14 protein-coding genes and 1 pseudogene are annotated in these 12,621 nt (G+C 39.7%); 5 read left to right on the top strand and 10 right to left on the bottom strand.

Features of this window, described 5'->3' with window-relative positions; all coding sequences use genetic code 11:
• Window positions 1-22: 22 nt before the first annotated feature.
• The 4 genes from QUF49_RS01040 to QUF49_RS01025 all read right to left on the bottom strand — a co-directional run bounded on the left by QUF49_RS01040 (window position 23) and on the right by QUF49_RS01025 (window position 2,409).
• Window positions 23-667: a PspA/IM30 family protein gene (locus QUF49_RS01040; protein ID WP_289493907.1), complete on the bottom strand. Its 645-nt coding sequence runs from the start codon at window positions 665-667 to the stop codon at window positions 23-25.
• A gap of 34 nt (window positions 668-701) precedes the next feature.
• Window positions 702-1,049, bottom strand: a complete 348-nt coding sequence (locus QUF49_RS01035; protein WP_289493906.1) for a flagellar basal body rod protein — start codon at window positions 1,047-1,049, stop codon at window positions 702-704.
• A gap of 413 nt (window positions 1,050-1,462) precedes the next feature.
• Window positions 1,463-1,912, bottom strand: coding sequence for a DUF3052 domain-containing protein (locus tag QUF49_RS01030; RefSeq protein ID WP_289493905.1), 450 nt, complete (start codon window positions 1,910-1,912; stop codon window positions 1,463-1,465).
• A 14-nt stretch (window positions 1,913-1,926) separates the two neighbouring features.
• Window positions 1,927-2,409, bottom strand: coding sequence for an NUDIX hydrolase (locus QUF49_RS01025; RefSeq protein WP_289493904.1), 483 nt, complete (start codon window positions 2,407-2,409; stop codon window positions 1,927-1,929).
• Between the two features lie 115 nt (window positions 2,410-2,524).
• Here QUF49_RS01025 and QUF49_RS01020 point away from each other — a divergent pair, with 115 nt between their 5' ends.
• Window positions 2,525-3,001: a glutathione peroxidase gene (locus QUF49_RS01020; protein ID WP_289493903.1), complete on the top strand. Its 477-nt coding sequence runs from the start codon at window positions 2,525-2,527 to the stop codon at window positions 2,999-3,001.
• Window positions 3,002-3,116: 115 nt separating this feature from the next.
• Here the strand turns inward: QUF49_RS01020 and QUF49_RS01015 are convergent, their stop codons facing one another.
• On the bottom strand, window positions 3,117-4,487 hold the full coding sequence (locus QUF49_RS01015) for a YjiH family protein (RefSeq protein WP_289493902.1): 1,371 nt from the start codon (window positions 4,485-4,487) through the stop codon (window positions 3,117-3,119).
• A gap of 135 nt (window positions 4,488-4,622) precedes the next feature.
• Entirely contained in the window at window positions 4,623-5,318 is a 696-nt protein-coding gene (locus QUF49_RS01010) for a pseudouridine synthase (RefSeq protein ID WP_289493901.1), read from the bottom strand.
• A gap of 218 nt (window positions 5,319-5,536) precedes the next feature.
• Between QUF49_RS01010 and QUF49_RS01005 the strand changes: the two genes are divergently transcribed.
• The 4 genes and pseudogenes from QUF49_RS01005 (at window position 5,537) to QUF49_RS00990 (ending at window position 6,984) form a co-directional block, all read left to right on the top strand.
• Window positions 5,537-5,767 carry a GNAT family N-acetyltransferase gene (locus tag QUF49_RS01005; RefSeq protein ID WP_289493900.1) on the top strand — a complete coding sequence of 77 codons (231 nt, stop codon included), beginning with the start codon at window positions 5,537-5,539 and terminating at the stop codon, window positions 5,765-5,767.
• A 50-nt stretch (window positions 5,768-5,817) separates the two neighbouring features.
• A pseudogene (locus QUF49_RS01000) lies at window positions 5,818-6,357 on the top strand (GNAT family N-acetyltransferase); the annotation flags it as partial.
• Window positions 6,358-6,684: a sterol carrier protein domain-containing protein gene (locus QUF49_RS00995; protein ID WP_289497557.1), complete on the top strand. Its 327-nt coding sequence runs from the start codon at window positions 6,358-6,360 to the stop codon at window positions 6,682-6,684.
• Window positions 6,685-6,813: 129 nt separating this feature from the next.
• Entirely contained in the window at window positions 6,814-6,984 is a 171-nt protein-coding gene (locus tag QUF49_RS00990; RefSeq protein WP_289493899.1) for a DUF4025 domain-containing protein, read from the top strand.
• A 41-nt stretch (window positions 6,985-7,025) separates the two neighbouring features.
• Here the strand turns inward: QUF49_RS00990 and QUF49_RS00985 are convergent, their stop codons facing one another.
• The 4 genes from QUF49_RS00985 to QUF49_RS00970 form a co-directional block, all read right to left on the bottom strand.
• Window positions 7,026-7,685 carry a glycosyltransferase gene (locus QUF49_RS00985; RefSeq protein ID WP_289493898.1) on the bottom strand — a complete coding sequence of 220 codons (660 nt, stop codon included), beginning with the start codon at window positions 7,683-7,685 and terminating at the stop codon, window positions 7,026-7,028.
• A gap of 336 nt (window positions 7,686-8,021) precedes the next feature.
• The gene (locus QUF49_RS00980; protein WP_289493897.1) at window positions 8,022-10,064 is read right to left on the bottom strand and encodes a catalase; all 2,043 of its coding nucleotides are present in this window, start codon (window positions 10,062-10,064) and stop codon (window positions 8,022-8,024) included.
• A gap of 580 nt (window positions 10,065-10,644) precedes the next feature.
• Complete coding sequence (locus QUF49_RS00975) at window positions 10,645-11,235, bottom strand: hypothetical protein (protein WP_289493896.1); 591 nt, start codon at window positions 11,233-11,235, stop codon at window positions 10,645-10,647.
• Between the two features lie 19 nt (window positions 11,236-11,254).
• A complete protein-coding gene (locus QUF49_RS00970) occupies window positions 11,255-12,442 on the bottom strand; it encodes a ParM/StbA family protein (RefSeq protein ID WP_289493895.1) in 1,188 nt (395 codons plus the stop codon).
• Between the last annotated feature and the right edge of the window lie 179 nt (window positions 12,443-12,621).

The raw sequence follows: 12,621 nt of genomic DNA, 5'->3' as shown, positions 1-12,621 counted from the left end.
TTTTATCGTATCACATACTGCATTAAACGGTAGTATGTGAGTCTTCTTTTTTCCATTCTTTTTCTAATTTCGCGAGCTTCGCTTCCATCGAACTCGCATGATAATCTGCGTTTACTTTTTGTTCAAGACGATCCATATAGTTTTCAAGCTCATCAAAGCGGAACGTTGATTTTTTCATTGAACTTGATGGGTCGATAACGCGGTCCATCTTCTGGTGCGCACGTGCTACATTTTCACGTCCCATCAGTTCCATACGCTTAATCTGCATATCTTTCAGCTTATGTTTCATGAGGTCATACTTTTGTTCTAACTCTGACAGGTCTTTTTCTGCCTGCTGTGTGGATTCCTTTAGCTTATCAGCTCGTGTTTCATGCTGCTCTTTTTCTTGGATCGCGAATTGATACAACTCTGATTCATTTGCTTGCTGTGCCAGATCAGCTTGATGTGCACGTTTAGCTGCTTTCGACTCTGCTTCTTCTGTTTCTCGAGCAAATTGGTCTCTTAAAAGCTGCTGACGCTCAACTAGCTTTCTTGCTTTATTCACTTCTAGCTCACATTGTCTTAAATATTGATTCAGAAGAGAAAGAGGGTTCTTTTCTTCTTTTTGATCTAAAAGTTCATGAACATCCGCTGAGATCGAGTTTTTAATGCGTTCAAATAAATTCATAGTAATTCGCTCCTTTAATTGATTATCATTTTTTTTAGCTGTTTTTAAGTTTTGCCCATTCTCTTTCAAAGTTAGTGAACGGATCGTTATCAACGTTGTCTTCCACTATTGCTGATTGATTCCACTTCTTATACACGATGTACAGTACATAGATTGCAACTGCTCCTAAGATAGCCGGCAGGTTTGCTACCGATACACAAAGACCTGCAACTGAAAGTGCGCCCCACCAGAACTTCTTTCCTCCTGTTTCTGCAGCTGTCGCTTTCTTAAATGCGTAATACATGACGGCAAGACCAATCGCAAGACCGACCATCGGACCTAGGTTAGCGATCAGCACGATCGCAGCAATTCCTCCAACTACAAGTAAGCCTAATTTTTTCATATTGGCTTCCTCCTTTCGTATCTTTAGCTTACCTTCCTGCGCATTTTCTTAAAACTGGCCGAGGCTGTATTTTGTAATAAGCCTTGAGGCGTAGTGCGGCGTCAGCCTTGGGGTCTGACCCCACACAATTACAAACAACCCCATTTTGTACAAATGGGGTGGACACTCTTAGTAAATTAGTCGAAAATCGGATAAATAAATTTATACACGGAATTATGGACCTTATACGCGGATATATTACGCATTACCGCGGAATTAAAATGAATTACCTTTGAATTTTTTAATGTGTTTTCTTGAAGTAGACATCTTCCTTGTAATGCTCATCCCACATATACAAACAAGTTTCGTCTTCATAACTTTTTCAAAAAAAGTGGAAGGCACCAAGATTTTTAACCTCCTGAGCCTTTCACTTTCTAATTCTTTATTCTCTTTTGGCCTTCTTTAGTTACTGCACTTTTACGAGTCATGGATTTGATGTGCTCTGGCTTTCTGAATCTTAACGCTGACCAGTCTTCATCGATAGCTACCTGCCTAACTGGTTCGAATCCTTCGTCCGATAATAGCGCAGCGACTGATTCTCGCGAGCAATCAGATCCTTTATACGTTTTTGAACTCTTTTTCGGGTAGCATAGCCATAGAAGGCCATCGCTCTCTACCTTTTCGGCTCCCAATTTCGCACCTTTTTGCAGCTGCTCATTTGTTGTACCGAATACCTGAACAAATGAATAAAATTCTTCTTTTGGTTCTTGATGAACTTCTGCTGCAAACGAGTTCACCACTTCACTATATTCAGAAGGGTGATTGATAATCAATACAGGACGATCTAGCGTTTTAACATTTAATTTTTTTATCGTTGGGTGCATGATAATCCTCTTTCTTATACATTTTGCAAGTCGCTGTTTACCAGAAAATAATCCGGCTCGAAGGAACCAGATATCAGCTTGTTCTTCACCACTTCAGGGTACAGCACATACTGGTTCAAATCTTGTAGGGGAACCCATTTGAAGACTAGCCTTTCAGCTTCTAAAACCGTAAATTCTTCACCATTATGAAACGGCAATGGGTTTTCTGCTGTTAGTCTAAAGTATAAGCCAACCTCATGAATTTCTTTCTCCGAATAGGTAAAAAAGTTCTCAACCGTCCATAAAAAGCGATCAACCGTTACCTGCAAATCTAATTCTTCCTTCATTTCACGCTGCAAACTCGCCTTAGCATCTTCACCAAGTTTTACCCTTCCCCCAGGCAAAGACCAATTTGTTTCTTTTTTAGCCCTATGTAGTAAAACACGCCCATCTTCAATCATAACGGCTGCCACACGGTAGTTAAAAACTTGATGTTCCACATGAAACACTGCGTCCATTTTATTCGTCCCCCTTATACCTTCCTCCTTATTTTACCACTGCGAGCATTTTCAGTGAAAGCCGTTTCATTTACCGTTAAACTAATAAAAAATGCTAATAGAGGAGCTTGAGAATATGTCAGTTTATGATTTTTCAGTTGAAACCATCAAAGGTGAAAAAACGAGTCTGGACTCTTACAAAGGAGACGTGCTCTTGATTGTAAACACAGCAAGCAAGTGCGGGTTTACACCTCAATACCAAGGGCTTCAATCACTCTATGAAGGCCATAAAGAACAAGGAGTAACAGTGCTCGGTTTTCCATGTAACCAATTCGGTGCACAAGAGCCTGGCACGAGTGACGAGATCATGGAGTTTTGCGAGTTGAATTACGGCGTTAACTTTCCGATGTTTGCGAAAGTGAACGTTAACGGAGATGATGCACATCCACTTTTTAAATACTTGGCTGCTGAGGCACCAGGAATTTTAGGATCTAAGGGGATTAAGTGGAACTTCACAAAGTTCTTGGTCGACCGTGACGGAAAAGTCGTTAAACGTTTTGCGCCGACAGACAAACCAGAAACGATTGAAAAACACATAAAAGAGTTGTTATAAATAATTGTAAGGGGTCTGTCCCCGGGACAGACCCCTTACAATTTAGAAACAATTTATGCTATAAAATAAAAAAGCTGTTCAGAAGGGTAATAAACCCTCTGAACAGCTTTCTTTGTTAAAACATTAGATGCGCCATTCCCACAACAATTGGGAGTGAAATAAAGGTACGCAGGAAAAAGATGATCACTAAATCTTTAAAGTTAACCGGCACTTTTGATGCTAAAAGCAGTCCGCCAACTTCAGACATATAAATTAATTGAATAACAGACATCGCTGCTATTACAAATCGAGTCAGTTCACTTTCAATGCCCGCTCCGATAATCGATGGCAGGAACATGTCTGCAAACCCGATTACGATTGTCTCTGCTGCATCTGATGCAAATGGAACTTGCAGCAGCTCTAGAATCGGTACGAACGGTGCACCAAGGTACGTGAAGAAAGGTGTGAACTCTGCGACCATCAATGCAGATGTTCCAATCGCCATAACGATCGGCACAACACCCATCCACATATCAAGTACGTTTTGAATACCCTCTTTAACTAAAAGTCCTGGTTTTTTGTTTTGATCAGCGCGGTCAACCGCTTTTTTAAGCCCGAAGCTGAAAGGTGTTTCCCCTTGAGGAATTACTTCATCCGCTACGTTTTCTTTTGCCCCTTCATAATACGTATCCGGCTTTCTGGATAACGGCGGAATGCGCGGGATAATAATCGCACATACTAGCCCTGCCAAAACAACCGTTAAATAATAAGGAACAATCATGTGAGCCAAATCTACTTGAGCAAGTACCACAATTGCGAAAGTTATAGATACAACAGAGAAAGTTGTACCAATTACAGCCGCTTCACGTTTCGTATAATACCCTTCTTCGTACTGCTTGTTCGTTAAAAGAACACCAATCGTCCCATCACCTAGCCAAGAAGCTAGACAGTCAATCGATGAACGTCCTGGCAGTTTGAACACTGGACGCATGATTTTAACGAGCAGCGCTCCACAAAACTCTAATAATCCGAAGTTGAACAATAAAGGTAAAAACAAACCTGCAAACAAGAACACGGAGAACAATACCGGAATCAGATCGTAAAGCAGAAGCTGTCCTGTATTCTCAGACCATACGGCTTCAGGTCCTAGTTTAAACAATGTCATCACTGCAAAAATGAGTCCAAGTAAACGAATCAATTGCCATGCGATATTAACGTTGAACAGCGTGTTCAAAAACGGCTGGTTAACAATGGCTTTAGGCTTGAAAAAATAAGTTCCCAACGATCCAATAACCGTAATTGCAATGATCGCTGTCATAATTTGAGGAATATAATCCCCGATTAAGTCTTGCAGAATCCCCGCTAAAATAGCTACAGGAATCGTTATTTCTCCATTATATGAGATGGGAATCATAAATAAGAAAATACCAATTAATGATGGAATTAAAAATTTAGTAAGACTTTTTTGTCTCATCTGGTTGTCAACATTTTGCTTCGGTAATCCCATGATGTATGCCTCTCTTTCTGTAATGTAAAGCGCTTTCATATACTTTTCATTACCAAGTATATGGCTTTTCTACAATTTTCGCAATATTGTAAGAAATGCTAGTTTTTTATAAAAACCTAGTGTTTCTTTCCTTTTTTATAGAAGTTCTAAACCCTTCTTTAGTTCACTGAGCTCTTCATCCCTTAAGTAACGCCACTTCCCGATCTCTAATGCATGAAGATGTATATTCATAATGCGTATACGCTCTAACTTCTGTACTTCATACCCTAAAGTTTTGCACATTCTTCGGATTTGCCGGTTTAACCCTTGGGTGAGCGTAATTCTGAAAACATACTTACTGACAAACTCTGTTTTTGCTGGTTTTGTTACCGTGTTTAATATCAAAACCCCTTGAGCCATTTTTTGAAGAAACAAGTCTGTTACAGGCTGATCCACTGTAACTTCATATTCTTTCTCATGGCCAAAATCAGCTTGAGAAATCCGATTTGCAAGTTCTCCATCATTTGTTAAAAGAATTAATCCTTGAGAAGCTTTATCTAAGCGCCCGACAGCAAAAACACGCTCTGGAAGATCCACTAGTTCCAGAATGTTTCCTTCAATCTCGGGATTAGATGTACTCGTGATTCCAACTGGTTTGTTAAAAGCCAGATAAGTAGCTGAAGACTTGTGAGGAATACGCTGTCCATCAATTAGAACGATATCTCCTTCATCTACAAATGTATCCTTATTAGCAGTCTCGCCATTTATTGTAATCCGGCCACTCTCAAGAAGCCGTTTCGTCTCTCTTCTCGAACAATAACCCGTTAAACTGATATATTTATGAATTCTCATTCTAATCCTCACTTCAAAGTTGTGGTTATGCACAACAGTTAATAATTATAACTCCAAATGAATATAATTTCGATAGTTTTTATAAATATCCAATATTTTTCACTTCATATGACTATACTATCATTTTTAAAAATACCCATTTTCAGAAAATTAGTAAATCACTTTTCAATTAACATTCCAAACTTGTAGAATGAAGTTGAAAAGGGAGGTCGTTTGTAATGGAGATAAGAAGACTGTCAGAAACAGAATACGAAAAATCACTGCAGCTTTCACAATATGCGTTTCAATACGTAGTAAAAGAGGAAGATGTGCCAAAACGCTATGAAATGATGAAGAAGCATGAGATTTGGGGAGAATTCGAAAAGGAAGATTTAATCTCTAAACTCCATATTCTTTCTTTAGAGATCAGCATTGATAACAAACGTTTTCCTAAGGAAGAACAGGAGTAGCTACATGGCCAGAGCATAGACGGAAAGGATCTGTAACGCGCCTCTTACAAAAAGCACTTCAGTCAATGAAAGAAAAGGGACAAACAATCAGCTTGCTGCACCCGTTTAACATTCAATTTTATCGCCGATTCGGCTGGGAATTAACGGCCTCGGTTAACAAGTATACACTAGAAAAAAGTGACCTTATCCGTTATGAAGAAGTTCCTGGTACAGTGGCTAGACTGTCAAAAGAAGATGGAAACAGCTTATTAAACGCTGTTTATGAAGAGTGGTTTCAAACATACAATCATCTGCTGGTTCGCTCGGATTACTGGTGGAATAACCATGTATTCACTGAAGGTTACAACCGAATTATCTATCGAGATGAAGATGGAAATCCAAAAGGCTATTTGTGCTTTAAAGCAGCAGATAAGTTATTGGATGTTCAGGAATTTGTATATGTAACAGAAGATGCTCGCCGTGCATTATGGAATTTTATCTGCCAGCATGATTCTATGGTAGATAAAGTGAAGATCATTGCACCATCTAATGATCAACTTCCTTTTCTGATTAACAATCCACGAATTCATCAAGAGCATTATCCATACTTCATGGCACGTATTGTGGATGTGGAAGAATTCTTAAAACAATATCCTTTTAAACAAGCTGACCAACCTATAACAATATCCATTACGGATGACAAAGCTGAATGGAACAACGGTACTTTTTCAATAGGTGCAAATGGTATTTCAAGAACTGACTCAAACAATGAAGCAATGCTTTCTATGGATATTCAAACCCTGACCGCTGCACTACTAGGCTCACATAAGCCCACGTTTTTAAAACAAGTTGGAAAAATGACAGGTGGTCAAGATAACATCATACAATTTGAGAAAATGATTACAGAAAAGCCCGCAGCCTTCCTTGATTTCTTTTAAATGACTAAGCCTTATCCTAAAATGGATGAGGCTTTATTTTATTTCGTCATGTTTTAGGGAAATATGATAGGGAAAAGTAAGGTATAACTGGTGCTTTACTTTAATCGTTATATAGGAGGTATTCAATTCATGAGCGATAAACAGAAGCAATCCGAAAAAGTGGCAGAAAAGAATTACGATCCGAATAAGAAAAATAATGATAAAGATTTAGAAAAGGTTCACGAGCAGGTCAACGATACGCTCACTCAAGGAACAGTTGATGAAAAAGAAAAGCAAAAAAACAAAAGTAAGAAGGATTAATAGCAAAAGCCTCCCAATATCAATCTGGGAGGCTTTTATTATTATGAAATTCTGAAAGAGTCTGGAAATTGCTTCATAATTCCGTTTGTAATTTCGTCTGCAAACATCATCATGTGATTCTTGTTCTTATCAAAGATCACAATCTCACCCGCATAGTCTTTCTTAAGTCTTGCTGCAACTTCATCGGATACGAACTTCAAATGAACATAAAGCATATCTCTTACTTCTTTCTCAGACCAGTTTGGATTTGCTTTACTCATGAATTTGGCGATATCATCCGCGTTGCGATACCATTCCTTATTCAATTTCCCTGCGTTTACCGTGTCGCCTTTTTTAATGGCATCTATTAATTGCCCTGCGATTACAATATGTTCAGTCAATAGCTTACCTAGCTCATTACCTGCAGCATCACCGTAATAAGGTTTGATAGAATTCCCGATGTCGGTCTGGTTTTGCAGCAATCGTTTTAAAACCGCGTCCTGATCTTCTGATCCTGAAAGAGCACTAACAATATAGCTTCTTGTCCAATACACATGATCTTTCCACAATCTTCTCTGTTCTGAATACAAATTAATCGCATTTTGGTTATAGCATGGACCTGAAACTCTTGGTTTTGTTTTAGCTTCAGCTGATAACGGCGCTGAAAAAACCGGGATTGCTATAGCGAATGCCATGATTAAACTCATTAATTTTCTGTACATATGATGTCTCCTTTTATGTTGATTTCATATGTAGTTTGTATCGTTCTTCATATTTCATTCTTTGACCATAAAAAAAGGCTGTTTTTATACTTTGCAGCTCTTGAAAGTAGTTGATTTGCGTTTCAGGTTGCTCGCTTTCCGCGGGGCACTCGGTGAGCCCCTTGCCGCTTTGCGTCTTTAAGGGTCTCACCTGACCGCTTGTCCCGCAGGAGTCTCGCACCTTCCACTTCAATCAACTTGCAGAAGAAGAGAGAAAAAGGTTCAAAAGCAAAAATCCAATAGGAAATAGCAAAAAAAGAACAGTGAACATTACATCCACTGTTCTAAAAAAAAATTTTATAATTGACGATCCCAATGACGATGTACGGAAATAGCTTCAGTAAAACTTGGTACGAAATCTTCTTTCCCTTCAACCGTTACCACACCAGGGTTTCCTGCCAGTTCAGCTTCTTTTAACCACTGCAGTCCTTCATGAGTTCCCCCAATAGGTTTGTAATGTGAAAACGCTTCGTTTGCGAAATGTAAAGCTTCCTTCTTAAACATCGCGTTATCACTGCTTCCACCTACAACATAAATCGCATCAAATAATACAGACGAAGCGGTTAAAAATGTATGCATAATCTCCAATTCCGAACCGTTATCCGCTGTTCTTTTTCCTAACTTGTCACTGATACACTCTGCTTGAATGCCGTTGCTGCTTAAAGCCTGAAGTATTTCTGCAACCTCACCACTGACAGTTGAACCGACAATCACGCCAACTTTTCTCGTTTTCGGGCTTTGTTTCGAATTGAGCTGGCTGAGCGCAGGAGATTTTTTTGTCACAGCAGAACCTTCCCCTTCAGGCGGTACCGCATCAATCGCTTCAGCAAAAGCTGTGGCTAGCTCCAGACTCACGTTAGCGAACATATCAACCACTTGCTGCTGTACAGATTTGCTTTTTACTTTACTCAGTTCAAAACTAAAAGCATTTTTAAGGTGCTGTTTTTCCGGATCACTCATGCTGTTCCAAAACAGTGTTGCTTGAGAAAAATGATCTTTAAAACTCTCACTTCTGCTTTGAATTTTTCTGCCTTCCACTTTCTCCTGATAATGTACATAACCTCCTTCTGCTTCTGGAGTAGGTGACGGCGTATTCGCCGCAAGAGAGTTCTTGTGATAACTCACTTGCCCTCTATTTATTGTATGCCTGGAAATTCCATCTCGCTGATTGTTGTGGAATGGGCAGACAGGACGGTTGATCGGCAGTTCGTGAAAGTTAGGGCCACCAAGACGTGATAATTGTGTATCAGTATAAGAAAATAATCGTCCTTGCAGCAATGGATCATTTGAAAAATCAATTCCCGGTACAACATGTCCTGGGTGAAAAGCGACTTGCTCCGTCTCAGCAAACACGTTGTCCACGTTTCTGTTCAGCGTCATCTTGCCGACAATTTTCACAGGTACATCTTCTTCTGGCCACAGTTTAGTCGGATCTAATATGTCAAAATCAAAGTTAAATTCATCTTCTTCAACGATGATTTGCAACCCTAATTCGTATTCCGGGTAATCTCCATTTTCAATCGACTCCCATAAATCTCTGCGATGAAAATCTGGATCCTTACCAGATATCTTTTGTGCTTCATCCCAAACAAGTGAATGAGTTCCGAGTACAGGTTTCCAATGGAACTTCACGAAATGAGCTTTCCCCTCGTCATTTACAAGTCTGAATGTATGAACGCCAAACCCTTCCATCATACGGAAACTGCGTGGTATGGCACGGTCAGACATCGCCCACATGACCATATGAGCGGATTCTTGGTTATTTGCAACAAAGTCCCAAAACGTATCGTGAGCACTTGCTGCTTGAGGCATCTCGTTGTGAGGTTCTGGTTTCAACGCATGTACAAGATCAGGGAACTTAATGGCGTCTTGAATAAAAAAGACCGGAATGTTGTTGCCTACGAGATCGTAGTTTCCTTCTTCAGTGTAAAATTTCGTTGCAAAACCCCGAGCGTCACGCACAGTTTCAGCCGATCCGCGTGAACCCGCTACCGTTGAAAAGCGTACAAAAACGGGTGTTTTTTTAGAAGTATTCCCTAGGAAATCGGCTTTCGTATAGTCACTTAACGATTCATATAATTCAAACTCGCCATGAGCTGCGAATCCACGAGCATGCACAATACGCTCTGGAATTCGTTCATGGTCAAAGTGTGTCATCTTTTCACGAAAATGAAAATCCTCCATGAGTGTTGGGCCACGCTCTCCCGCTTTTAAAGAGAATTCGTCTTCCGCTACTTTTACCCCTTGGTTTGTTGTTAGCTTTTTGCCTTTGTCGTCCGTACGAAATTGTTCCAGCTGCTCATCCTTGCTGTTGCCATTCACTTTATTTTGATCGCTCATTCGATTGTTCCTCTCTATATGTATTTAAACATCATATAGAGACCCTTCCCTACAGTGGATGGAAGCAAACTGAATTCTGATGAAAAGTTATTATCTCAAGCAATGCTGCTCTTGAAAGTAATTGATTTCCACTCCAGATGCTCGCTTTCCGCGGGGCAGTCGGTGAGCCCCTTGCCGCTTTGCGCCTTTAAGTGTCTCACCTGTCTAGTTGCAGTGGCTAGCCCCTCGAGGTCAAAAGTTAAATGGTCCAGAAGGCCAAGTGCGCCTTCCTAGCCCATTCACCTTTTGCTTGTCGGGGCTGAACAAGCCACTTCCACTTTTCAGACTGACCGCTTGTCCCGCAGGAGTCTCGCATCTTGCGCTCCAACCAACTATCAAAGACGAGAATAGAATCAAATGCTTAAAACAACAACCGTTTAGAGAAGAACCTTTCTAAACGCTTGTTGCTATTTTAAATATTATAGAAACTTTGCCTCATTTGGTGTGTTGATGTGTTGAAAGGCGCGTACTTGCCACATGAGTGAAGCACATAAGCGTTTCACACAAAAAAAACGCAGCTGAATAACAGCTGCGCCTCATGTTATTTATTCATATGTGCAAGGAAATCGCCTAGCAGATCTTCCATTTCCTGCTCTGGGCTTTGAGGTTCTTCTTTTTCTTCATCAACATCCCGCTTAGCAGTGTCCCAATCAAATTGACTTAAATCATCATCGTCAAAGTCATTTGTTGAGCTTGCTGGCTCTGCAGGAATGTCATGATAATGGTCTAAAGAAGTCTCGTCATCTGTTTGTTCTTCCTGCAGATAAAGAGCTTGATCAATATCTGTAGAATTGCTGTTTAAAGCCGCCAGTAATGATGCTGTTCGTACTGGATTGGATATGAGCTGATACATAATGTTGCCTAATAAAGCTTCTGAATGTTCATGCTTCAGCCAATCCCGCTGCATCTTACTAAGATTTTTCGGAAGCGGAATCGTAATCGTTTCTCTGTCCTTTTGGATGCTTTGTCCAACACCTTGGAGGACAAACTCAGATATTCTGCTCGAAAAATTGCGTCTCTCCGTCTCTTTTAGCTTTTGAAGCTGTTTTAAGACGTGATCCGGGGTGTCAGAGGGAATGCGAAAAGCGATCGTTTTCCCTCTTGTTATTTCATTGGATGCTTTTTTGTCCATTTCATCACCCTACTTATACTTAAGCTTTAACGGCTTTTTTGTCTTTATCCTCGCTCTTTTTCTCTTTTGGAGCTGTTCTTCTAAGGTGATCAGAAATTAGCTTGTAATAAGCATTTGCCATCATCCAAATGCTTTCTTTTTCGTCTTCAAAGAAGTCGATGTTATAGCCATCTAGATTGTTGTTTAACGTTTTAATGTAATCTTTTAGTACAGCAGAACCTCCGCCAACAAAATAGCAGATTTCTGTTTGAGAATTCTTCTGCCAAACATTACGAAGCAAGCGATATTGTTTTTTCGCCAAATCTACTAAAATGCGGTCTGTAATATCATGTACGCTCGTACGGCTGCCGCGCACCATGATGTGGTTGCGGTTCGTCTTTTTCGTAATGATATCAACAACATCACGACGGCTGTCGAGTTCAACACCGTGCTTTGAGCGGATCTCTTCTCTAATTTGCTCTAGCGCTTCAGAAACACCTAAGTTAAAGCCTTGAGCTTTATCATCATCAACATTTCTGTTCTTAATTACTGCGATATCAGTAGAAAGTCCTCCAATATCTTGAATAAGGATTGGCTTGTCGATTAGATCTTTATTAGTAATGTTTAGATCATTATCCATTACAAGGTTAATAAACGCTGCAAATCCTTCTGGATATACCTTTACTTCTTCAAATTTCAAGTTTACTTTAATTCCTTGGTACTTAGGTGTTACAAGGAATTCTACTTGGTGAACAGATCCTAATAATTTTGAACGGTATCCAGCGTCTTTGCCTTCTTTTACTTCACGAAGAGGCAAACCAGTACCTAAGATGTAGCTCGTGTCGATAACATTATTGTTTTTAGTAAACGTCTTTGCGTTATCTTCATTTACTGCGTCTAATGCTAGAGCAGCAAAAAGCATGATCAATGTTTGATCTTCTTCGGATTTGCTACTTCCTGGATCTAATTCAGTAGAGTTGTCGCTTTTAGCAGCAAGCTGTCCAACGCGGTAAATCACATTATTTTCTTTTAGGGCAGGGGAGTGTACTCTAATATGTATGCCTTCTAACGGATCTTTGCTGTCTAACTCCTCAATCCCAATAACAGGACGATCTTCAATATCTCTCGCAATTACGTTAGGGATGTTTAATTCATGATCTAATGTACCGAAAATTCCTTTTAATGAATCGTTACCTACATCAACAGCAGCAATTCTAGAATTACTCATGTGCGTACATCCTTTCTTTTTCCATCTTTATTTTGTTGCTATATTAATAGATTAGAGGGTTATCTAAAATTAAACAATGCCTATTTTTTCTTTTAACAAATTTGTAAACACGCAAACATTTTCTGTAAACTTGCAAACAATGTTGTAAACATCGACTGACAATTCTCGTAATCCCTTAC

It is taken from the genome of Fictibacillus sp. b24 (assembly GCF_030348825.1).
GTDB lineage: Bacteria > Bacillota > Bacilli > Bacillales > Fictibacillaceae > Fictibacillus.
This window is presented reverse-complemented; position numbering and strand designations above follow the sequence as displayed.

Excerpts from the sequence above, each read along its gene's own strand:
- QUF49_RS00970 (WP_289493895.1), bottom strand. The coding sequence starts at position 12,442 with ATGAGTAATTCTAGAATTGCTGCTGTTGATGTAGGTAACGATTCATTA.
- QUF49_RS00980 (WP_289493897.1), bottom strand. The coding sequence starts at position 10,064 with ATGAGCGATCAAAATAAAGTGAATGGCAACAGCAAGGATGAGCAGCTG.
- QUF49_RS01015 (WP_289493902.1), bottom strand. The coding sequence starts at position 4,487 with ATGGGATTACCGAAGCAAAATGTTGACAACCAGATGAGACAAAAAAGT.
- QUF49_RS01030 (WP_289493905.1), bottom strand. The coding sequence starts at position 1,912 with ATGCACCCAACGATAAAAAAATTAAATGTTAAAACGCTAGATCGTCCT.
- QUF49_RS01010 (WP_289493901.1), bottom strand. The coding sequence starts at position 5,318 with ATGAGAATTCATAAATATATCAGTTTAACGGGTTATTGTTCGAGAAGA.
- QUF49_RS00990 (WP_289493899.1), top strand. The coding sequence starts at position 6,814 with ATGAGCGATAAACAGAAGCAATCCGAAAAAGTGGCAGAAAAGAATTAC.
- QUF49_RS01040 (WP_289493907.1), bottom strand. The coding sequence starts at position 667 with ATGAATTTATTTGAACGCATTAAAAACTCGATCTCAGCGGATGTTCAT.
- QUF49_RS01005 (WP_289493900.1), top strand. The coding sequence starts at position 5,537 with ATGGAGATAAGAAGACTGTCAGAAACAGAATACGAAAAATCACTGCAG.
- QUF49_RS00995 (WP_289497557.1), top strand. The coding sequence starts at position 6,358 with ATGGCACGTATTGTGGATGTGGAAGAATTCTTAAAACAATATCCTTTT.
- QUF49_RS01025 (WP_289493904.1), bottom strand. The coding sequence starts at position 2,409 with ATGGACGCAGTGTTTCATGTGGAACATCAAGTTTTTAACTACCGTGTG.
- QUF49_RS00975 (WP_289493896.1), bottom strand. The coding sequence starts at position 11,235 with ATGGACAAAAAAGCATCCAATGAAATAACAAGAGGGAAAACGATCGCT.
- QUF49_RS01020 (WP_289493903.1), top strand. The coding sequence starts at position 2,525 with ATGTCAGTTTATGATTTTTCAGTTGAAACCATCAAAGGTGAAAAAACG.
- QUF49_RS01035 (WP_289493906.1), bottom strand. The coding sequence starts at position 1,049 with ATGAAAAAATTAGGCTTACTTGTAGTTGGAGGAATTGCTGCGATCGTG.
- QUF49_RS00985 (WP_289493898.1), bottom strand. The coding sequence starts at position 7,685 with ATGTACAGAAAATTAATGAGTTTAATCATGGCATTCGCTATAGCAATC.